This window comes from Vibrio tubiashii ATCC 19109 (genome assembly GCF_000772105.1).
Classification (GTDB): domain Bacteria; phylum Pseudomonadota; class Gammaproteobacteria; order Enterobacterales; family Vibrionaceae; genus Vibrio; species Vibrio tubiashii.
Genome location: NZ_CP009354.1, coordinates 2,860,046 through 2,881,510, shown reverse-complemented (window position 1 = coordinate 2,881,510; position 21,465 = coordinate 2,860,046). Strand labels below are relative to the sequence as shown.

Below are 21,465 nucleotides of genomic sequence, written 5' to 3'. Positions count from 1 at the left end.
AGGATCTCATATTCCATGAAGCCTATTTTTGGCCGGGGACCTTCACTACAGTTACGCCTGTTTTTTGCCGTTATTCTATCAGCCAGCCTTATGCTGGCTGATAGTCGTTTAGGCACATTTGCTCAAGTTCGTTATCTGCTTAACAGTATGGTTGCGCCTATTCAGTACTTGGCGGATGTCCCTCGCGTGATGTTTGATGGCGCTTATGAGCGTTTCAATATTCGTCAAGACTATATGGAAAGCACGCGCAAGCTGAAAAGAGAAGTGCTGCGTCTTAAAAACGACCTGTTACTGCTTGACCAATATCGCGAAGAAAACCAAAGATTGCGTAAGTTACTCGGTTCTTCATTTATTCGCGATGAGCGCAAAGTCGTGACCGAAGTGATGGCGGTAGATACATCACCTTATCGACATCAAGTGGTGATCGATAAAGGTCAGATTGATGGTGTCTATGTTGGTCAACCTGTTGCAAACGAGAAGGGTATTGTTGGGCAAGTGACCTTTGTTTCGGCGCACAACAGCCGAGTGTTGCTGCTTACCGACAGCTTAAGTGCTATCCCGGTACAAGTGATCCGCAATGACATTCGAATCATCGCCTCTGGTACGAGTAAATCAGATCGTATAAACCTTGATCATATCCCAATCAGCTTAGATATCGAGGAAGGTGATCTACTGGTGACTTCCGGTCTCGGTGGTATTTATCCTGAAGGCTTTCCAGTTGCACACGTTTCAGAAGTAGAGCGTGATACCGCACGAGAATTTGCCGTTATTGAGGCAGAACCTGTGGTCGACTTTGAGCGCTTACGTTATCTACTACTTATCTGGCCGAATGATTCTCGTCAGGAGAAAATCCAGCAAGTGATACCAGAGAATCTAGAGGAACAATAGAAATGGCAAATAGCGTACTAAAAGGAAAGTTTGTCATAGCTTGTTCGTTCTTAATCGCTTTGACTTTACAGACAATCCCTTGGCCGGGAATGCTCGATCTGCTCCGCCCGTCATGGCTGCTGTTAGTGACCTGTTACTGGGTGCTTGCACTGCCACACCGAGTGAACGTAGGTTCGGCATTGATCTTGGGCTTGCTATGGGATCTACTGCTTGGCTCGACACTGGGTATCCGCGGCATGATGATGTCGATAGTGATTTACCTCGTTGCGCTCAACTTCCTCGTGATTCGAAACATGGCATTGTGGCAACAAGCCATTTTGATTGGTGTGATGTCGATGTTACTCGACGTATTGATCTTCTGTGGTGAGTACTTAATCCAAGATGTGACCTTTAATCCGGTCTCGCTGTGGAGTGGTTTGATTAACTGCATTCTATGGCCTTGGATGTTCCTATTAATGCGTCGTGTAAGACGTCACTGGCATATACGATAAAAATGACTAAACCATTGATTTTGGCTTCAGGCTCGCCAAGACGTAAAGAGCTGCTTTCTCAACTGGGTTATACCTTTTCGGTGGTGAAAACCGATGTTGAAGAGTGTCGCCAATCTGGTGAGAACGCCTTTGACTATGTTTCTCGCCTAGCTAAAGACAAAGCGATGGCAGCAGTAGAGCTTGAGCCAAATTCAGTGGTAATCGGTTCTGATACGATTGTGGTTTGCGATCAACAGGTATTGGAAAAGCCAGATGATTTAGCGCATGCTAAACAAATGCTAATGGCGCTCTCGGGCAGAGCGCATCAAGTGATGACAGCAGTGACTGTCGCCACAAAAGAAATTCAAGAAACTGTAGTGGTATCTACAGACGTATGGTTCAAGACCCTGTCAGAGCAAGAAATAGAACAATACTGGTACACGGGCGAACCTTGCGATAAGGCTGGTAGTTATGGAATTCAAGGATTGGGCGGACGATTTGTAACTCGCATTGAAGGCAGTTACTACGCAGTCGTTGGCTTACCTCTGTATGAAACTGACCAGCTCTTGCACAAATTCTTATAATTAAAATTTGAGGTACTCTTATGAGTGCAGAGTTGATTATCAACGTGACCCCGAGTGAAACTCGCGTGGCCATGATTGAAGGGGGAACCCTACAAGAGATCCATGTTGAACGTGAAGCAAAACGCGGAATTGTCGGGAATATTTATAAAGGTAAGGTCAGTCGAGTCCTGCCTGGTATGCAGGCTGCTTTTGTCGATATTGGGCTAGAAAAAGCAGCGTTTCTTCACGCGTCAGATATTGTTCCTCATACTGAGTGTGTGGCTGAAAATGAAAAGCAGCAGTTTCAGGTGCGCGATATTTCTGAGCTTGTTCGCCAGGGGCAAGATATTGTTGTTCAGGTGGTTAAAGATCCGCTTGGCACCAAAGGTGCACGTCTGACAACCGATATCACGCTGCCTTCTCGCTACCTTGTGTTTATGCCTGGTGCGAGCCATGTCGGCGTATCACAACGAATTGAAAGTGAGCAAGAACGCAACCGTCTTAAAAAGGTGGTGGGTGAGTATTGTGACGAAAATGGTGGCTTCATTATTCGTACCGCCGCTGAAGGTGCTGACGAGAAAGAATTGTCGCAAGATGCCGCTTTCTTGAAGCGTTTGTGGTCAAAGGTGATTGAACGCCGTAGCAAGTATAAAACCCGTGCGACTCTGTATGGTGAGCTAGGCCTGTCGCAACGTATCCTACGTGACTTTGTTGGCACCGAGCTAAACAAGATCCTCGTTGACTCACGTACCGAATTTGAAAATCTCAAAGAGTTCACCTCTGAATATGTTCCTGAACTAACAGAAAAGCTTGAGCTTTATGAAGGTGATAAACCTATCTTCGATATGTACGACACTGAGAACGAAATCCAGCGTTCTCTAGAGCGTAAAGTAGAGCTTAAGTCCGGCGGGTATTTGATCATCGACCAAACCGAAGCAATGACGACGGTCGATATTAACACCGGAGCGTTCGTTGGTCGTCGTAACCTAGAAGAGACCATTTTCAACACCAACATCGAAGCGACTCAAGCGATTGCTCGCCAACTAAGGCTACGTAACCTTGGCGGGATTATCATCATCGACTTTATTGATATGGCTTCTGATGAGCACCGTGAGCGTGTACTTACTTCATTAGCGGCGGCGTTAGACAAAGATAGAGTTAAAACCAACATCAATGGCTTTACTCAACTTGGTTTAGTCGAGATGACACGTAAGCGTACCCGTGAAAGCATTGAACATATTCTTTGTTCGACTTGTCCAACTTGTGAAGGGCGAGGTAGTGTCAAAACGGTGGAATCAGTCTGCTACGAAATCTTGCGTGAGATTACACGTGTTAATCGCGCTTATGACGCTGATAAGTTCGTGGTCTATGCATCTCCAGCAGTCGCAGAGACACTACAAGGCGACGAATCTCATGCCCTAGCTGAACTTGAAGTGTTTATTGGCAAGCAGGTGAAAATCCAAGCTGAGCCACTCTATATTCAAGAGCAATTTGACGTTGTGATGATGTAAAGGTTGTTTGTGATTTCAACAGCGACTCGGCTTATTCGATTACTACTTTGGCTCACCGTTACTGCTTTGGTCATTCTGGCCATTGCGGTAACGGCGATGCGTATCGCGCTACCTCAACTCAACCACTTTCAGCCTCAAATCCAAAGTTGGATTAACCAAGGGACAGGGCTTGAATTTGAGGTTGCTGAAATAAAGGGCTTTTGGCGCAATACACACCCCTCACTTTCACTGCAACAGGTAAAAGCCAAGACGCCTGCAAGCAGTGGCATCCATTTTTCAGCCGATAAAGTTGAAGTTGAGCTCGACCTTATTCAATCTTTGCTGCAACAACAGCCCGTCGTTGCGGATCTCAATATTTACCAGCTCAATCTAGATATTTCATCGGTTGAGTGGATCAATACCGGCAGTGATGAAACCCCTAAGCTTCAGCCTCAGGGTGATCAGAAGGATGTAATGCAGCAGCTTGATCAGCTGTTACTGCGTCAGCTTGATGGTTTTTCTTTAGCGGAGTCGAAAATACATTTCTTAGGTATTGATGGCACCAACCGCGAACTCGATATTAAAAAGTTACGTTGGCAAAACAACGGTCGCCATCACCTTGCAGATGGTGAAGTTAGTCTTGCCCATAGCAACTTGAATTCGGCGCAAGTCAAAGCGAACTTTATTGATCACGGCTCGCTAAAAGAAGTGAGCGGTGAGTTTTATCTCTCAGTGCAAAACGTCCTGATTACGCCTTGGCTGACTAAGTTTATAAAAACTGAATCGGGTATAGATAAAGGCCAAATCAGCTTCAGTAGCTGGTTAACGTTAAAGCATAGCCAACCTACCAGCGCCTACTTGGAGTTTGATTCTTCAGAGCTAAGTTGGCAGGAGGGGCAACAGCACGAGTTATGGCTAGATTCAGGTGTTGTTGAGCTAGAGCCTTATAAAAATGGTTGGCAAGTAAATGCTCACTCACTAAGCTTTACGACTGATGAGACTAAATGGCCTGATCTTGATATCGCCTTTGACTGGCAACCTGATGAATGGCGTTTAAATGTTTCGCAACTCGACATTGCCGCGATTACGCCTTTAGTTAAGTTAGCGCCAAATTCCAAACCAACGACAGATTTCCTTAAAACGCTCGCTATTGGTGGTTCGATTGAAGATGTCAGAGTATCTATGGGGGATGGTCTAGAAAGTCTCAAATACTCGGCACAGCTTTCCAGTGCCTCGATGACGCAATGGGAGCTTCTACCCGGTCTAAATCATTTATCGGCTTCTGTGTCTGGCGATTTGCAACAAGCCAAAGCCAAAGTAACCTTAATTGACGATGTGCTTCCTTATGGCGATGTATTCCAAGCGCCACTTAATATCAAGCAAGGCCAAGTAGATATTGTTTGGCAAAATAGTGAATCAGGTTGGAGCTTGTGGGCAGATAAAGTCACCGCAGCGACTCCCGACTTGCAAGTCTTGGGCGCTTTTAAGTTAGACTTCCCTAAAGACCAAAGCCCATTTTTATCCTTTTACGCAGAAGCCGATTTATATAATGCCGCTGAAACTTGGCGTTACTTACCAACCTTGGCGCTCGGCCGTGATCTAACCGACTACCTAAGTACTGCTATTCAAGGTGGTAAGGTGAATACGGCGAAACTGCTTTGGTATGGCGAGTTAGGCGATTTTCCTTACCATAAGAACGACGGTATGTTCCAAGCTTGGGTAGGTTTAAAGCAGGCGAAGTTTAGCTTTGATACCGCTTGGCCTCCGATCACAGACCTGCAACTGGATCTGCTGTTCCAAAATGATGCCATGCATCTTGATTCGCGTAGCGCGACCCTGATGGATGTGAAAGCCAAGCGAATCACTGGTCGTATTCCAGAGTTAGCTGAAGGCGGGCATATTGAAATTGAAGCGCAGGCAGTCGCACAAGGTAATGCGGTGCGTGACTACATGACAGCCTCTCCTTTGGTTGATTCTGTTGGTGCTGCTCTGACGGCAGTGCAAGTCGATGGACGAGTTGAGTCCAGCTTCCAGCTTAATATTCCATTTAGCGAAGACAAAGAAGCACGTGCGTGGGGATATGCGGATCTTAAGGACAACCATGTCACTATTGATGCTCCGCCAATGACACTAGAGAAAGTCTCAGGTCGAGTTGAATTTGATAATGATGTTGTCAGTGCTGCGGGCTTGTCCGCTGGACTGCTTAACCAACCTGTGTCGATCGATTTCCAAGGTGAAAATATCGACCAAGGCTATGGTGTTGCGATTGATGTTGTTGGTGATTGGGAAGTTGAACCTCTGGTTCCCTATTTAGGTAAGCAATGGCTTGAACCACTGAATGGTCACGCTCCGTGGAGTATGGATGTGGACATTCAGCTCAACGATGTTGGATTCACCTATCAAATCAATACTGAAGCAGATCTCAAGTATTTGGCGAGTGACTTCCCCGCACCGCTAAATAAATCGGCAGGTGCCCCTGGTAGGGCTCGCCTTGAAGCCTCCGGGAACCAAGAAAGCATTACAGCCCGATTGCAGCTGCCGAACTTTAAATATCAAACCGAAATAGATATTCGACCTGATGTCCCTGTCTTAACTGATACTTATTTATTACTAGGAAAAGGCAGCTTTAAGATCAGCCCAGTAGCTGGTCATCAGGCAAAAGTGGTGGTTGATGATCTCGACTTGGATCAGTGGTTCGAACGTTTCGCTGTTGAAGAAGGGCCTTCTGAAGCCCTTGTCGCGCAGATGAATACCCCACAGATCCCATTGCCAACCCGAGTCGACCTTGATGCTAAAGAGCTCACTCTCGGTACGATAGACTGGAACGATGTCGATTTTAGTGCCAAGCGTAAAGGGCTCGGCTGGTATATGAGCTTAGATAGCCAAGAAGCAAAAGGTGAAGCCAGCTACATTGAGCCTTATGACTTATCGGTTTCTTTAGAGCGTTTACACGTCTACATTCCCGCGCTAGATAAAGAATACAAAGACAAGGGCATGTTTGAGCCGGAAAACAACGACGCGCCTCTGATCAGCCATTTTGAGCGGACTTTCCATGAGCAAATTCCAAATATCACTTTAGCGATCAATGACTTTTGGCTACAAGGATATAAAGTAGGTAAAACTCATCTTGATTTACAACGTCAGGGCGAGAAGTTGGAATGGAAGAAGCTGACATTTGAGAGCGGTGCAAACAAAGTCGATATGAAAGGCTGGTGGCGGATGAATGAAACCGAAAGCCACACTAAATTCGATGTTGAAATGTCCGGTGAAAATAACAGTGATGTAATGGAACGTTTCGGTATTACATCAGGTATTCAACGAGCCCCGTTTGAAATCAGTACTGAGCTTGAATGGGATGGCTCTCCGTGGTCTGGCAAGGTAGATACGCTCAATGGTGAAGTGTCGACTAAGCTAGGTAAGGGGATGATTTCTGATGTCAGCGGTGCAGCGCGCTTGCTTGGGATCTTTAGCCTAGATTCGATTATCCGTAAGATGCAGCTCGATTTCAGTGACGTATTTGATAAAGGGATGGCGTTTAATTCAATTACAGGTAGTGGCTCAATCCGTAATGGTATTTTCTTAACTAACGATATCAAGATGGATGCGGTTGCCGGTGAGATGAATATCAAAGGGCTAGCTAACCTTAACTCTCGTACTGTTGATGCAGAAGTGAAGTTTACGCCAGATATTACCTCTGGTATTCCGGTATTAACCGCCTTTGCGGTCACCCCGCAAACCGCGCTGTATGTGTTGGCAATTACTACGGTGATTTCTCCAGTGGTAGAAGTCTTTACTCAGGTTAACTACGAAGTAAAAGGACCGCTTGATTCACCTGTGGTTAAAGAACTCTCACGCAGTAAAGGGGAGTTTAAACTCCCGGAATCTTTACGCGAATCGACTAAGTAAGGAATAAGGCTCATGGAACGAGTGGGAATAATTCAAATGACCTCTGGGCCAAATCCGAGCGAGAATTTGGCCTATATTCGTCAACAAGTGGCAAGCTTGGCCAAGCAGGGAGCAAAGTTTGTCGTTACGCCTGAAAACGCTTTAGTGTTCGGCAATCGTCAGGACTATCACCAAAATGCTGAGCCGATAGGTGACGGTGATTTGCAAGCTGCACTATCAGAGATTGCGCGAGAGAATACGGTTTGGTTGGTTATCGGTAGCCTGCCTATTCAGCGAGAACAAGGCGTTACGACAACCAGCTTGCTTTATTCGCCCGAAGGCAAGTTAGTGGCTGAGTATGACAAGCTGCATATGTTTGATGTTGATGTCGCAGACGGTCACAAACGCTATCGAGAGTCAGAAACCTTTACTCCGGGCTCGAGCGTGGTTTCTTATCCTGCACCATTCGCCCATATTGGCTTGAGTATCTGCTATGATGTACGTTTTCCAAGTTTGTATAGTGAGTTAGCTCGTTTAGGCGCTAACGTGATACTCGTACCTGCCGCTTTTACAGCGGTGACGGGCAAGGCGCATTGGGAAACCTTACTCCGGGCCCGTGCGATTGAAACTCAATCTTGGCTGATAGCCGTTAACCAAGTCGGGACTCATCCCTGCGGCAGAGAAACGTGGGGGCATTCTATGGTTATTTCTCCATGGGGAGAAGTGATCGCGAGTCTTGCCGATCAAGCAAGTAATTTATTGGTCGAAATCGACCTCAGCCAAGTACAAGAATTGAGAGCTGCGATGCCAGTGGGTCAGCATGCTCGATTCAGCAACCAGTTACAAAATTAAGAGCAAAGTATGACAATAAACTATGTAGAAGATGCGTTGCTAAAGCCAGCCGGACTTAGTGAACAAGATATTGCTGATACGTTAGCGAGTATTGCGACTCGCCAAATTGATTACGCTGATATCTATTTCCAATCGAGCTGGCATGAATCTCTAGTGCTAGAAGATAGCATTATTAAAGATGGCTCTTTCAACATTGATCGCGGTGTCGGTGTTCGTGCTGTCACTGGCGAGAAAACCGGCTTTGCCTATTCAGACCAAATCCAACTTGAAGGTTTGACCCAAAGCGCTATTGCTGCTCGCGGTATCGCCCAACAAGGTCAGAACGATCAAGTACAGGCGTTCAAGCGTAGCGATAATCAAAGTTACTATGATACTGCTAACCCACTAGAGAGCTGGGAGAAAGAGCAAAAAACTCAATTGCTTAAAGAGCTTGATGCGTATATTCGTACCAAGGAACCAATGATCAAAGAAGTTTCCATCAGCTTAAGTGGTGTACATGAGCAAATGCTGGTTGCAGCAACTGATGGCACTTACGCTGGCGATGTGCGCCCACTTGTGCGCTTGTCAATTAGCGTGCTTGCTCAAAAAGGTGACCGTCGTGAACGTGGCAGCTCTGGTGGCGGTGGTCGATTTGGTTACGACTTTTTCCTCACTGAAGAACAGGGCGCTAAGGTTGCCTACCACTACGCAGACGAAGCGATCCGCATGGCGTTAGTTAACCTAGAAGCAGACGCCGCACCTGCTGGCATGATGCCTGTGGTGCTCGGCTCTGGTTGGCCGGGTGTATTGCTGCATGAAGCAGTTGGTCACGGCCTTGAAGGTGACTTTAACCGTAAAGAGTCTTCGGTATTTAGTGGCAAGGTCGGCGAGAAAGTAACGTCTGAGCTTTGTACTATTGTTGATGACGGTACATTGAAAGATCTGCGTGGTTCGTTAAACGTTGATGATGAAGGCGTGAATGGTCAATACAACACCTTGATTGAAAATGGTGTACTCAAAGGTTACATGCAGGACAAGCTCAATGCCCGTTTGATGGGCGTGAACCCAACCGGTAATGGTCGCCGCGAGTCTTACGCGCATTTACCTATGCCGCGTATGACTAACACCTACATGTTGCCAGGTCAGCACACGCCAGAAGAGATCATCTCAACGGTAAAGAAAGGCCTGTATGCGCCAAACTTCGGCGGTGGTCAGGTTGACATTACTTCAGGTAAGTTTGTGTTCTCAGCTTCTGAAGCTTACTTAATTGAAGACGGCAAAATCACTCGTCCAGTAAAAGGTGCGACACTGATTGGCTCTGGTATTGAAGCCATGCAGCAAGTCTCTATGGTCGGTAATGATCTCAGCATTGACCGCGGTGTCGGAGTATGTGGTAAAGCAGGCCAGAGCGTCCCTGTCGGTGTTGGTCAGCCAACGCTCAAGCTAGATTCTATCACCGTCGGTGGTACGGAATAGGGGAAGGAAGGGAACGCTTTGCTATGGAAAACGGGAACGGGCTACGCCCTATGGAGCGCTTCGCTTCTAGAAAGCGCGTTAGTGATGCCCTTTGACAAAGCTAGCGTTGATTTTCAGCGCAGTTAGTAAATGCTAGTTATCTAGTTATCTAGTTATCTAGTTATCTAGTTATCTAGTTATCCGTCATTCCATAGAACGACGAAGGAGTGAGTAGGGAATCTCAACAGCTTCTCGACTCACTGCAAGAGATCCCCAACTCGCTCGTCCCTCACTCTCGGGGATGACACTGTAATCGATTGAAAATAAAAGGGTTGGTAAACAGTACCAACCCTTTAAAGTTTCTCTAGCTCTCTAGCTCTCTAGCTCTCTAGCTCTCTAGCTCTCTAGCTCTCCGTAGGGCTTCGCCCGTTCCCGAATCCAGCTTCCCTAGATGCCATCTCTTTCAATCGGACAACTCATACAACGAGCGCCACCACGGCCGCGGCCGAGTTCATTACCTGGAATGGTAAGTACCTTGATGCCCGCTTTATCATACTTTTCGTTGGTGTAGACGTTACGTTCATAACCAATTACAACGCCTGGTTTCACGGTTAATACGTTGTTGGCATCATTCCATTGCTCACGCTCAGCTTCGTAGCTGTCACCGCCTGTGGTAATGATCTTAAGGTAATCCAAGCCCAATGCTTCTTCAATTGCATGGATGAAGCTTGGTACTTTCTCAACTTTCATATCGCCGTCATCTTTCGGAGTCAGACGCCAAGTGTTGAGGTCTTTACGCATGATCTCTGGATAAACGGAGAAGGTATCAATATCCATATGGGTCATAACGGTGTCTAAGTGCATGCATGAACGGTGCTTAGGCAATTCGATAGCGATAACTTGCTTAGCTTGACCATGTTTAAACAGGCTAGCGGCTAGGTTCTCGACACCTTGTGCTGTAGTACGTTCCGACATACCGACTAGCACTGCGCCTTTACCAATAACCAGCACGTCACCGCCCTCAATATTGGCGTTGTCGTAGTGTAGGTCTTCATCACCGAAGTACTTAATGAAATCTTGGCCTGCAAATACTGGGTGCCAACGGTAGATAGCGCGCAAATGGTTAGTTTCTCGCTGACGAGCAGGTTTCATCATTGGGTTGAGTGACACACCACCATATACCCAACAAGATGTGTCGCGGGTAAACAGGTGGTTAGGAAGAGGCTCAATCACGAAATCTAATGGTCGATGCATACGTGGCAGCATTGACGATGATTGAATCGGCAGCTCTGAATACGCCAAACCGCCAAGCAATACGGTTGCTAGGTGCTCGTTGTCCATTTCAGACAGATAATGACGTAGGTCTTTGGCAAAGGTCGGGCCGTAACGGAAATCTGAAATCTGGGTGTTAAGGAGCCAAGTTTTCGCTTCATCAACAGCAAGAGTTTCAACAAGTAGGTCGTGAAGTAACAGAACTTCGACGTCTTGGCTACGTAAGGTTTCGGCAAACTTGTCGTGCTCTTCACCCGCGGCTTCAACCGCTAACACATCGTCAAACAAAAGTTCATGACAGTTCGATGGGGTTAAGTGGGTGAGTGCTCGCTCTGGACGATTTAATAGTACACGTCTTAGTTGACCAACTTCTGAGCCTACATACAACTTACTCATTTTGTATCCTTACAATTAGTTCCAGAGCGTATTTATGACAAGTTTGTTATAAAGATGCAAGTTGATTAATTGGTCGACTTGTCTGTATGTTGGTTGATATTCAAAATAAAGTTCCAATAAATTTATTTTTGGTGAACGTGTTTACTATTTTATATTTATCAATGACTGCTAGCTAAGTTGCGTTGCTATGCGGTCAGTTTTTACTGCTCATTTGCCCATTTTTGGTCATCGAGAGCATAGCTATGCAGAATTTTAGTGCTTTGGTCGAGGTTAGTAAGGGTTTTATGCATTTACCCTCTTTAGGGCTCTATGCACCGTCTAAAGATAAAAACGCATTTACCTTGATTAAAGAGAAGATGTATCAATTGAGAGAAAATGCTGAATCGTTCCCATGATAAAAAATTGTTAATTTCTCTACTTGAGCTGCGGATCTGACTTGATCTAAGCTGAAGTGCCAAAGAAAGATCAGGATCGAACTACATTCTGGGTAGTAATTTGCTTGGATCCATGCGATATTTCGTCGCGGTAAATTATGATCAACTTTGTCACTATCTGGAGCACAAAATATGTCTCACGAAGATGAATATCTGTCTGTTGAAGAGTTAATTGAGATTCAAAAGGAAGAGACTCGCGAAATCATCCAAGCCTTATTAGAAGACGGCAGTGATCCAGATGCGCTGTACGAAATTGAGCACCATCTGTTTGCTGAAGATTTTAACACGCTAGAGAAAGCCGTTGTTGAAGCCTTCAAGATGGGTTTCGAAGTACTTGAAGCAGAAGAGACAGAAGATGAAGACGGCAAAAAGCTACTTTGCTGTGATGCAACGATGGAGTCTGCTTTGAACCCTGAAGCAATTGACGCTCAAGTTGAAAAGCTTGTCCACCTTGCTGAAAAGTTCGACATTATTTATGACGGTTGGGGCACCTACTATGAAGGTGAAGATGCCCTATACCCAGAAGAAGATGACGAAGAGTAATCTCGTCTTTTAATCCGTTTTTAAATACCAGCCAATCGGCTGGTATTTTTATTTTGTCTTAAACGACTTATATCTTTTCTTGTCGAGTTGGCATTATAATCAGGCAACTTTGATCTAGGACAAGATTTAGATATATGGAACTCTCCCTTGCAGGCCTTTGGCAAGTGTCACCTTTGACCGATTTATCTATCCCTCAGGATGATATTACTTTTCCTGCACCGCTAAGTCAGGTACTGCCTGATTCTTTATCTGAATCTGACATTGTTGCACAAGAATGGCACCTCATGCATGACATTGAGGTCGATGAAGCCATGCTGGCTTTTCCATCCGTTGATCTGATCATGTCTGGTGTCGATTATCACGCTGAAGTTCGTATTAACGGTGTTGCGGTCTTCGACTGCGATCAAACTCAATCTGAATACAAGAAAGATATCCGCCCATATCTGCAGATGGGGCGAAATCGTTTTGAAGTTCTCTTTCTACAGGAAGAAGAAGATTGGTTACTCGGTGAAGAAGAGGGCCAAGAACTTTGCCAACTTGGCACGCCCGAATATCACAAGCATGATGAGCGTCTAGGCATCTGGCATACTCCGCGTCTTCAGTTCATTCGCAATGTCCGCCTAGAGCACGTGACCACTGAGCAAATTTGGCACCATGGTGGTGGCTGTGAGTTTTTGGTCGATCTGCACTACAAGACATACACTCCCGGCTTGGTTTCCGCATCGGTCAAGTTTAATGGTATGACTTACCACCTACCTATTGATGTGCGAGACACTCATGCAAGTGCACTGTTTCAGATTGAAGCGCCTATCTATGCCGATAACGAAAACCCTAAGCTCGAAGACTTGTACTTGCTTGAGGTGACTCTCGATGGTCAAACCCAACGTTTTCACATTGGGCTAAGTAAAGATATGTGTGTGTCTCACTATCCGCTTTAAGCGTGAGCACATCCCCAGTGTTGAGTATCCTGCTGCTTGCGTAGCCAAACTTTTTCGTGAAAATAGTAGGCAACGGTATTAATTGAAGGCTCGATGGCTGCCATGATGCCGCCGACAAACGCATCGCCAGTCATCAGATAAACCACACCAAACGCGACACTGAAGTGAACAATGGCAAAGCTAGTGGTTTTGATTTTTGCCGAGCGAGATAAATTGGACAGTAACTTACTCTTTGACCACACGCGCTCATGGATGTAGAAAGCGACTGTGTTGACTGACGGTTCAATCATAGCGATAAGACTACCAATCAGAATATCACCAGTCAGTAAGTAGGCGACTGTAAATGCAATCGTAAAGTGAATGGTTGCGAATGTGATTGTTTTCTTCATCTTGATAACCCGTGTAATGTCTTGCGATAGGGTTATTATTGAGAATTATTCGCACTAAGTGAAATGGCTTGTTTCAATACAATTAATAGTCAATACCTATTAAAAAGGCGCTCATCGAGCGCCTTTTTGTTAAGTTTACTATTTTATGAGCCTTGCGGCTTGACGACCAAAACATTAATCGGTGAATTCTGTACCACTTTACTGGCAACCGAACCAAGTACGACTTTATCAATCTTAGAGCGCTTATGGCTTGGCATCACAATTAGATCCGCGCCTAGTTTTTCGGCGAAGTCTAAAATGGTTGAGTAAGGTTTACCTTCCGCAACATGAACTTTGTACACCACATCTTCATCGATATGCTTAACCGCAAAGTCTTTCAATTGACTTTCGACATCGGCTTTCATTTTTAGCGCCGCGTCTTTTGGGAAATAGGTTGCGACCATCGACATATGAATGCCAGGCAGCACATTAAGTAAGTGTACTTCAGCATTGGAGTGCTTAGCATGCCAAACGGCTAACTCGACCGCTTTATCTGAGAAACCTTTGTCATTGAGATCGACTGGAACAAGAATTTGCTTATACATTGTTATTTCTCTATTTCGTCACCTGTTGCTACAGACAACAGGCGATGTTAATGCATCCTTAGTTTAAGTGTAGCCCCACATACAATGCAGGGCTGACTAAGTTACGCGCTCATCTGTTCCTTTCGAGCTCGTCGTTTCTGGTTGAGACCAAGGCCAATTAAGATGAGTAGAGCTGGGACAAACACCCACTCTTTCATTGGTCGATCCGCTTCAACAACGACTGAACGAATCTCCCAGTCAAAATCAACACCGGCTGACTCTGCAGGGCTACCAAATTCAACCATGTCGACCAACATACGGCCATTGGCATTGTTTAGCATTAGGCCCATCGAAGCAATACGATCTTCGGCTGTTGATGCTTTATCTTCAAATGGTAGGCGAACCGTTTTAGAGATGTAATCACCTTCTAGGTTTTCACCGGCAACAAGCAGCTCAATCTCTTCACCGACTTTGAGTCCTTCAGTGATCTGTGCGATCTCGGTTCCCGGGTAAAGTACCTTGGCAGGGTAGATTTGATCCCACCAGAAACCAGGGCGGAAGAAGGTAAAGGTCAAAGCAAGTAGTAGGACAGTCTCCCACCATTTGTTCTTAGTAAACCACCAGCCTTGTGTTGCAGCAGAGAATATCAGCATTGCAATCACGGAAGATATGATCGTGAGCAACAAATGCCACCATGAATCGATACCCATCAGCAAGAGCTGAGTATTGAAGATGAACATGAATGGCAAGATCGCGGTTCGAATATCGTAGGTAAAGCCCTGAATACCGGTTCGGATCGGATCGGACTTAGCAATAGCCGCAGCCGCAAAGGCAGCAAGACCTACTGGCGGCGTATCATCCGCAAGGATACCGAAGTAGAACACAAATAGGTGAACGGCAATGAGCGGGATGATCAAACCACTTTGCGCACCTAGGGTGACGATAACTGGAGCCATTAGAGTCGATACAACAATATAGTTCGCTGTTGTAGGTAGACCCATACCCAAGATAAGACTGATCACGGCTGTGAACAGAAGCATTAGAATGATGTTACCGCCAGAGATAAACTCGACGAAGTCCGTCATCACCAAGCCGATACCCGTTAGCGTCACAACACCAACAACTGTACCTGCCGCAGCCGTCGCGACACCGATACCGATCATGTTACGTGCGCCTGAGACAAGGCTTTCTAGCAGATCAACAAAGCCTTCTTTCGTTTGCTCGGCAATAGAACCTTGCTTAGACATGACTGCCATTAGAGGGCGTTGAGTGATCAAGATAAAGATCATGAATACTGTTGCCCAGAAAGCAGATAGGCCAGGAGAGAAGCGCTCTACTGTCAAACACCAAACGAGAACCACAATTGGCAGTAGGTAGTGTAAGCCCGACTTAATCGTTGGACCTGGATCTGGCACTTCAGTCAATTCTGCATCAATTTCAATTGCGCCCTCTTTGGCGTACCTAGCAGAGATATTGACTAGGCCAACATAAGCTAACAGCAAGGCAACAGTCACAATTGGAGTAGCTGCGTCACCGAATACGTCTTTAGTCCAGCCGACACCGTAGTAAACCACGGCACTGATCACGCACAGGCCAAGAATGGTGCCTGTAAATGAAAGTAAGCTAGCAAGCAGTGTTGGGTTATGACGACGAGGAAGACCAGTCATCCCTGCTTTACATGCTTCTAAGTGAACAATGTAGATCAGAGCGATGTACGAGATTAGAGCTGGAAGAATCGCAGCCTTAATGACCTCGACATACGAGATACCGACATATTCCACCATAAGGAAAGCGGCTGCGCCCATGATAGGTGGCGTTAGCTGACCGTTGGTTGAAGCGGCAACTTCTACCGCGCCTGCTTTCGTTCCCGGGAAACCAACGCGTTTCATTAGGGGAATAGTGAACGTACCCGTCGTTACAACGTTAGCGATTGATGAGCCTGACACGAGCCCTGATAGGCCAGATGCAACAACGGCAGCTTTCGCAGGGCCACCTTTCATATGTCCAAGAAGCGAGAACGCTACTTTAATAAAGTAAGCACCCGCACCTGCACGCTCTAGCATGGCACCAAAGAGTACAAACAAGAAAACAAATGAGGTTGATACGCCTAGTGCAACACCGAAGACACCTTCTGTAGTTAGCCACAGGTGAGACATCGCCTTGTTAAGGCTAGCACCTTTGTGGGCAATTACGTCTGGCATGTATGGACCGCCAAAGGTGTACAGTAGGAAGACTGCAGCAACAACCATTAACGGTGGACCGAGCGCACGACGCGTCGCTTCAAGGAGTAACACCATGCCTATTACGGCAACAACAATATCGAGCGTTGTTGGGGCGCCAGAACGACCCGCAAGCTCGGTATAGAAAATATAGATATAAGCAGCAGAAAAACTACCTGCCAAAGCAAGCAACCAATCTATAGCTGGAATGCGATCTCTAGGAGAGGTTTTCATCGCAGGGTACGCTGTAAACGCAAGGAACACCGCAAACATCAGGTGAATTGAACGCGCTTCAGTATCGTTGAGTACGCCAAAATTAAAAATGAACGGCAGAGGGGATGCGTACCAAAGTTGGAACAGTGACCAACATAGCGGCACAAACCATAAGATGCGACCAGAAAGCCCTAGCGGGGCACGTGCACCTGTATCGGATTGAGCTACCATTTCTTGCACATCTTGAGACGGAGCTGTTGTCTTCGACATGTACTTAATCCTTATTATAAATGGTCCGTATATTTATGATTATGAGAACCTTTATTTAGCATCTTTTAGTGTAGCGAAAAGATGAAATATTGCTCAGTTGTGTGGTTTTCTTAGGTATAAAACGAGGGTGAGTTTCAAGAGTGTGAAACTCAAAATTTGAATGCAGCGGTTTAGTCGCTGCGACTACGAACCAAGGAGGCATCAGCCTCCTTGGTAAAGAGCGCTTACTTAATTAACTTACTTAAGTAGGCCGATCTCTTTGTAGTACTTCTCTGCACCTGGGTGTAGAGGGATAGAAAGACCAGCTTTCACCATGTCTTCTTTCTTCAAGTTTGCAAACGCAGGGTGTAGGCGCTTGAACGTGTCGAAGTTTTCAAATACAGATTTAGCAACGTTGTAAGCAACTTCGTCAGAAACGTCTGTAGTTGTTACCATAGTTGCTGCAACACCAAAGCTGTTTACGTCTTTGTCTGTACCGCGGTACATGCCCGCAGGTACTGTGCTGTATGCGTAGTAAGGGTTGTTAGCAACGATTTCATCGATCTTCGCACCAGTTGCAGAAACTAGCTTCGCATCACATGAAGTTGTTGCTTCTTTGATAGATCCATTCGGATGGCCAACTACGTAAACAAACGCATCAATCTTGTTATCACAAAGTGCTTGTGAACGCTCAGAACCTTTCAGCTCAGAAGCCAGTTTGAAGTCGTCGTTCGTCCAACCCATAGCTTCCATCACAACACCCATTGTTGCACGGTCACCAGAACCTGGGTTACCGATATTTACACGTTTACCTTTTAGGTCAGAAACGTTTTCAATACCAGCGTCGCTGCGCGCGATGATGTTGAACGGTTCTGTGTGTAGAGAGAACACTGCACGTAGCTTTTTGTACGGGCCTTGCTCAGCAAACTTACTTGTACCGTTGTAACCGTGGTACTGCCAGTCAGACTGAACGATACCGAAGTCTAGTTCACCTGCACGGATAGTGTTCACGTTGTAGATCGAACCACCAGTCGACTCTACAGAACAACGAATATTGTGTTCTTTACGGCCTTTGTTAACTAGCTTACAAATTGCACCACCAGTTGGGTAGTAAACACCTGTTACAGAACCAGTACCAATAGTGATGAACTCTTGAGCGTTAACTGCGCCAGCGCCCATTACAGCAGCTGCAATCGCACCAACTTTAATAAGTTTGTTCAATGCCATGAATTTCCCTTCCTTATTCATTATTAACCCCTAGCAAGTGTAGTTGCTTTGGGCGTTTCCTATTACTGGAAACGGCATCTTTTTCAATCCGTATGTTGAAAAAGTGGCTGAATAATAGCAAAAAATTGGCACATAATTACACGGATGTTAAAGAATATAGACAATATGCCTGAATATTAACCTAATGTATCTGGAATATTTCGAGGTTAAAGTCCTTTAAAATCATTGGGTTATATTGAGTGGTTAACTAAGGTATGATTTTTTTAAGATGTGATCTCAATCACGCCGCGAATTTGGCGGCGTGATTTGTATTCTGGCGTTTATATGAAACTAACCTGTGTACTCAAATAGGTCACAAACCGAGGCAAATAGCTGCTCAGTAGTGATAGACAGAGTAGGGGTGATGAAGATGGTATCGTCACCGGCAACCACACCTAAAATACCTTCCGCTTTACCCAATGAGTCAAGCAGGCGTGCAATTAGCTGCGCGGCACCTGGACCGGTATGAATCACGACTAACGCGTTGTTGTGGTCGATGTCTAAAACAAGTTCACGAAGTGAGCTCGAAACAGTTGGCACGCCCAACTCAGCAGGAAGACAGTAAACCATCTCCATTTTTGCGTTGCGAGTACGTACCGCACCGAACTTGGTCAGCATGCGTGATACTTTCGATTGGTTGATGTTCTCAAACCCTTCGTTTTTAAGAGCTTCCACAATATCGCCTTGGGAGCCAAAACGTTCTTCTTTTAGCAGGGCTTTGAAAGCGCGAACGAGGTTATCTTGTTTTTCAGAATGGCGCATGGTTCTCTTTCTATGTTGGTTTTTATAAAAAGCAAGTGAATATTCTCGCATAGCTATGCAAATAGTGCCAATGTGAAGCCTGATTTCTGTCTAGCATATCACTGTAAATTTGGCAGAAATTATTGACAGAAATCTTGCTTAAACCTTTGTCATTACTGGCGAAGGAGATCATAATGGCGCCCTTGTGTGTGGCACGTTTTTGTCGGATTGCGCAAGGTCGCAAAGCTGACGTTAATTGATTGTAATCAGGTTGTGATTACTATAGTTTGACCTAGTTGATTACAAATTGCTCTACAAAACATATATAAGAGAATCGTCTCAAGGAGAACTACGATGAAAGTAGCCGTTATTGGTGCCGCTGGTGGCATCGGTCAAGCCCTAGCCCTTTTACTAAAAAACCGTCTTCCAGCTGGTTCAGATCTAGCACTGTATGACATCGCACCTGTGACTCCAGGTGTTGCTGCTGATCTAAGCCACATCCCAACGCCAGTATCAATCAAAGGTTACGCAGGTGAAGATCCAACACCGGCACTAGAAGGTGCTGACGTTGTGCTTATCTCTGCGGGTGTTGCTCGTAAACCAGGTATGGATCGTGCTGATCTGTTCAATGTGAATGCGGGTATCGTTAAATCTCTTGCGCAAAGAATTGCCGATGTATGTCCTAAAGCGCTAGTAGGAATCATCACTAACCCTGTAAACACGACTGTGCCAATTGCTGCTGAAGTTCTTAAGCAAGCAGGTGTTTATGACAAGCGTCGTTTATTCGGTGTAACCACTCTAGACGTTATCCGTTCTGAAACTTTCGTTGCTGACCTAAAAGACAAAGATCCAGGTGACGTTCGCGTTCCTGTTATCGGTGGTCACTCGGGTGTAACTATCCTGCCTCTACTTTCTCAAGTTGAAGGTGTTGAGTTCACTGATGAAGAAGTTGCAGCACTGACTAAGCGTATTCAAAACGCGGGCACTGAAGTTGTTGAAGCGAAAGCTGGCGGTGGTAGTGCAACACTATCTATGGGCCAAGCGGCTTGTCGTTTCGGTCTTGCTCTTGTTAAAGCACTTCAAGGTGAAGACGTGATTGAGTACGCTTACGTTGAAGGTGACGGTGAGCACGCACCATTCTTCGCTCAGCCAGTGAAGCTAGGTAAAGAAGGTGTTGAAGAAGTACTAAGCTACGGTGAGCTAAGTGACTTTGAAAAGTCTGCACTCGATGGCATGCTAGAAACACTGAATGGTGATATCCAAACAGGTGTTGATTTCGTTAAATAATCAAACCCAAGCTTAATTGAAAGCCGACTTTTCTAAGTCGGCTTTTTTGATCCTTTTTGCCCATCGAGATGTACACTTAATGAGAGGCAATAGATTCTAGCCAAGGAGTGCGCAATGGAGATCAGTCAAATCGAGAAAGGCATGCTGGTTGAGTGTCAGCAAGGGATCGGAACTGTTCTTGAAGTCGATCAGGAACATGGAGCCGTGGTGATTGAAGAGCGGAATTCTCACCAAAAATTCGAGGTAGATATCAAGGATTTGATGGAAGACCCTCAACTTCATCAGGGGTGCGACAAGTACTACTAGCGCTGAAAGCACCATCAAAAAAGCGAGCTAGTCAGCTCGCTTTTTCAATCTATAGCGAAAGCTTATTTGCGTACTGCAATCGCTTCGATTTCGATACCCACATCTTTAGGTAGACGAGCGACTTCAACACATGAACGTGCTGGGTAGTTTGCCACATTGTGCTCATCAAAGAATTTGCCGTAAACTTCGTTTACAGTACCGAAGTCGTTTAGGTCTTTAACGAAAACCGTCATTTTTACGATATCTGTAACAGACAGGCCAGACGCTTCTACGACTGCTTTCACGTTGTCTAGAGATTGACGTGCTTGCTCTGCGATATCTGCAGATACTTCACCAGTAGCTGGGTTTACTGGGATTTGGCCAGAAGTCAGTACCATGTTGCCTAGGTCAACACCTTGTACGTATGGGCCGATTGCTGCTGGAGCTGATTCTGTGTGAAGTACTTTAGTCATTATTATGTTCCATCTATTAAGGGGTGAACAGAATTTAGGGGATTCAGTGTGCCGCGAAATAGCGGTTGGGTAAAGTAAAAATCCTCGCCCGAATCGAGCGAGGAGAGTTAATTTATGCTTATTGAGTAACTCGAGTTAGTTTAACGCTCAGTGACGATTTCACGTGAGAAGACTTTCTCGCAGTATTTACATTTCAAACGAATATCTTCTTTCTTCTCAAACACCTTAAAGCTGCTTTCTACCGGCTCACCGTGAGTAATACAGTTGGTGTTTGGACATTCAAACACGTTGTTAACTTGCTCTGGTAACTCAAGAGGCAGTTTCTTTACCACTTGGTAATCTTCGATCTGATTGACCGTTGCATGCGGGGCATACAGGGCTAGTTTGCTCGCTTGCTCTTCGCTAATAAACACGTTTTCAATCTTAAGTAGATCTTTGTGTCCCAGTGCTGATGAAGGCAGGTTCAGACCAACAGTGACACGCTGCTGCGATTTATGCATTGAGAACAGCTTAAGCACCTTGATACCAATCTGTGCAGGGATGTGGTCGATAACAGTGCCGTTTTTAATTGCTTCAACCTGCAATTGAGTTTCTTTAGTCATAGTGATTACCTCG

At 45.6% G+C, this 21,465-nt stretch carries 19 protein-coding genes; 11 read left to right on the top strand and 8 right to left on the bottom strand.

Features of this window, described 5'->3' with window-relative positions; genetic code table 11:
• Positions 1-15 precede the first annotated feature (15 nt).
• Genes mreC through tldD form a run of 7 tightly spaced genes read left to right on the top strand, consistent with a single transcriptional unit; the run spans position 16 to position 9,603 of the window.
• Complete coding sequence (gene mreC / locus IX91_RS13115) at positions 16-888, top strand: rod shape-determining protein MreC (protein WP_004747220.1); 873 nt, start codon at positions 16-18, stop codon at positions 886-888.
• Between the two features lie 2 nt (positions 889-890).
• Positions 891-1,379: a rod shape-determining protein MreD gene (mreD, locus tag IX91_RS13110; RefSeq protein WP_004747222.1), complete on the top strand. Its 489-nt coding sequence runs from the start codon at positions 891-893 to the stop codon at positions 1,377-1,379.
• A 2-nt stretch (positions 1,380-1,381) separates the two neighbouring features.
• A complete protein-coding gene (locus tag IX91_RS13105) occupies positions 1,382-1,942 on the top strand; it encodes a Maf family protein (protein WP_004747223.1) in 561 nt (186 codons plus the stop codon).
• Positions 1,943-1,962: 20 nt separating this feature from the next.
• Complete coding sequence (rng, locus tag IX91_RS13100; RefSeq protein WP_004747224.1) at positions 1,963-3,432, top strand: ribonuclease G; 1,470 nt, start codon at positions 1,963-1,965, stop codon at positions 3,430-3,432.
• A gap of 9 nt (positions 3,433-3,441) precedes the next feature.
• Entirely contained in the window at positions 3,442-7,317 is a 3,876-nt protein-coding gene (locus IX91_RS13095; RefSeq protein ID WP_004747226.1) for a YhdP family protein, read from the top strand.
• Positions 7,318-7,329: 12 nt separating this feature from the next.
• Positions 7,330-8,148 carry a carbon-nitrogen hydrolase family protein gene (locus IX91_RS13090; protein WP_004747227.1) on the top strand — a complete coding sequence of 273 codons (819 nt, stop codon included), beginning with the start codon at positions 7,330-7,332 and terminating at the stop codon, positions 8,146-8,148.
• Positions 8,149-8,157: 9 nt separating this feature from the next.
• A complete protein-coding gene (gene tldD / locus IX91_RS13085) occupies positions 8,158-9,603 on the top strand; it encodes a metalloprotease TldD (protein WP_004747229.1) in 1,446 nt (481 codons plus the stop codon).
• 426 nt (positions 9,604-10,029) lie between these two features.
• Here the strand turns inward: tldD and arcA are convergent, their stop codons facing one another.
• Positions 10,030-11,250: an arginine deiminase gene (gene arcA / locus IX91_RS13080; RefSeq protein WP_004747231.1), complete on the bottom strand. Its 1,221-nt coding sequence runs from the start codon at positions 11,248-11,250 to the stop codon at positions 10,030-10,032.
• A 566-nt stretch (positions 11,251-11,816) separates the two neighbouring features.
• Here arcA and rraB point away from each other — a divergent pair.
• On the top strand, positions 11,817-12,227 hold the full coding sequence (rraB, locus tag IX91_RS13075) for a ribonuclease E inhibitor RraB (protein WP_004747235.1): 411 nt from the start codon (positions 11,817-11,819) through the stop codon (positions 12,225-12,227).
• A 134-nt stretch (positions 12,228-12,361) separates the two neighbouring features.
• On the top strand, positions 12,362-13,165 hold the full coding sequence (locus IX91_RS13070) for a glycosyl hydrolase 2 galactose-binding domain-containing protein (protein ID WP_004747237.1): 804 nt from the start codon (positions 12,362-12,364) through the stop codon (positions 13,163-13,165).
• Here the strand turns inward: IX91_RS13070 and IX91_RS13065 are convergent.
• The 5 genes from IX91_RS13065 to argR all read right to left on the bottom strand — a co-directional run bounded on the left by IX91_RS13065 (position 13,162) and on the right by argR (position 18,826).
• Positions 13,162-13,554 (bottom strand): DUF2061 domain-containing protein, encoded by a 393-nt coding sequence (locus IX91_RS13065; RefSeq protein WP_004747238.1) that lies wholly within the window; start codon positions 13,552-13,554, stop codon positions 13,162-13,164. The two genes, IX91_RS13070 and IX91_RS13065, sit on opposite strands and share 4 nt — an antisense overlap.
• 143 nt (positions 13,555-13,697) lie before the next feature.
• Positions 13,698-14,138 carry a universal stress protein gene (locus IX91_RS13060; protein WP_004747240.1) on the bottom strand — a complete coding sequence of 147 codons (441 nt, stop codon included), beginning with the start codon at positions 14,136-14,138 and terminating at the stop codon, positions 13,698-13,700.
• Positions 14,139-14,239: 101 nt separating this feature from the next.
• Positions 14,240-16,819: a TRAP transporter permease gene (locus IX91_RS13055; RefSeq protein ID WP_004747242.1), complete on the bottom strand. Its 2,580-nt coding sequence runs from the start codon at positions 16,817-16,819 to the stop codon at positions 14,240-14,242.
• A gap of 237 nt (positions 16,820-17,056) precedes the next feature.
• Positions 17,057-18,025: a TAXI family TRAP transporter solute-binding subunit gene (locus tag IX91_RS13050; protein WP_004747244.1), complete on the bottom strand. Its 969-nt coding sequence runs from the start codon at positions 18,023-18,025 to the stop codon at positions 17,057-17,059.
• A gap of 330 nt (positions 18,026-18,355) precedes the next feature.
• Positions 18,356-18,826, bottom strand: a complete 471-nt coding sequence (gene argR / locus IX91_RS13045; protein WP_004747246.1) for a transcriptional regulator ArgR — start codon at positions 18,824-18,826, stop codon at positions 18,356-18,358.
• Positions 18,827-19,159: 333 nt separating this feature from the next.
• On the opposite strand from argR, the gene mdh reads away from it, so the two are divergent.
• Both mdh and IX91_RS13035 read left to right on the top strand, forming a co-directional pair.
• On the top strand, positions 19,160-20,092 hold the full coding sequence (mdh, locus tag IX91_RS13040) for a malate dehydrogenase (RefSeq protein ID WP_004747247.1): 933 nt from the start codon (positions 19,160-19,162) through the stop codon (positions 20,090-20,092).
• A gap of 114 nt (positions 20,093-20,206) precedes the next feature.
• Entirely contained in the window at positions 20,207-20,398 is a 192-nt protein-coding gene (locus IX91_RS13035; protein WP_004747248.1) for a hypothetical protein, read from the top strand.
• A 62-nt stretch (positions 20,399-20,460) separates the two neighbouring features.
• On the opposite strand, the gene IX91_RS13030 is transcribed toward IX91_RS13035, so the two are convergent.
• Both IX91_RS13030 and pyrI read right to left on the bottom strand, forming a co-directional pair.
• A complete protein-coding gene (locus IX91_RS13030; protein ID WP_004747250.1) occupies positions 20,461-20,850 on the bottom strand; it encodes a RidA family protein in 390 nt (129 codons plus the stop codon).
• A gap of 140 nt (positions 20,851-20,990) precedes the next feature.
• Positions 20,991-21,452 (bottom strand): aspartate carbamoyltransferase regulatory subunit, encoded by a 462-nt coding sequence (gene pyrI / locus IX91_RS13025; protein ID WP_004747251.1) that lies wholly within the window; start codon positions 21,450-21,452, stop codon positions 20,991-20,993.
• Positions 21,453-21,465 lie beyond the last annotated feature (13 nt).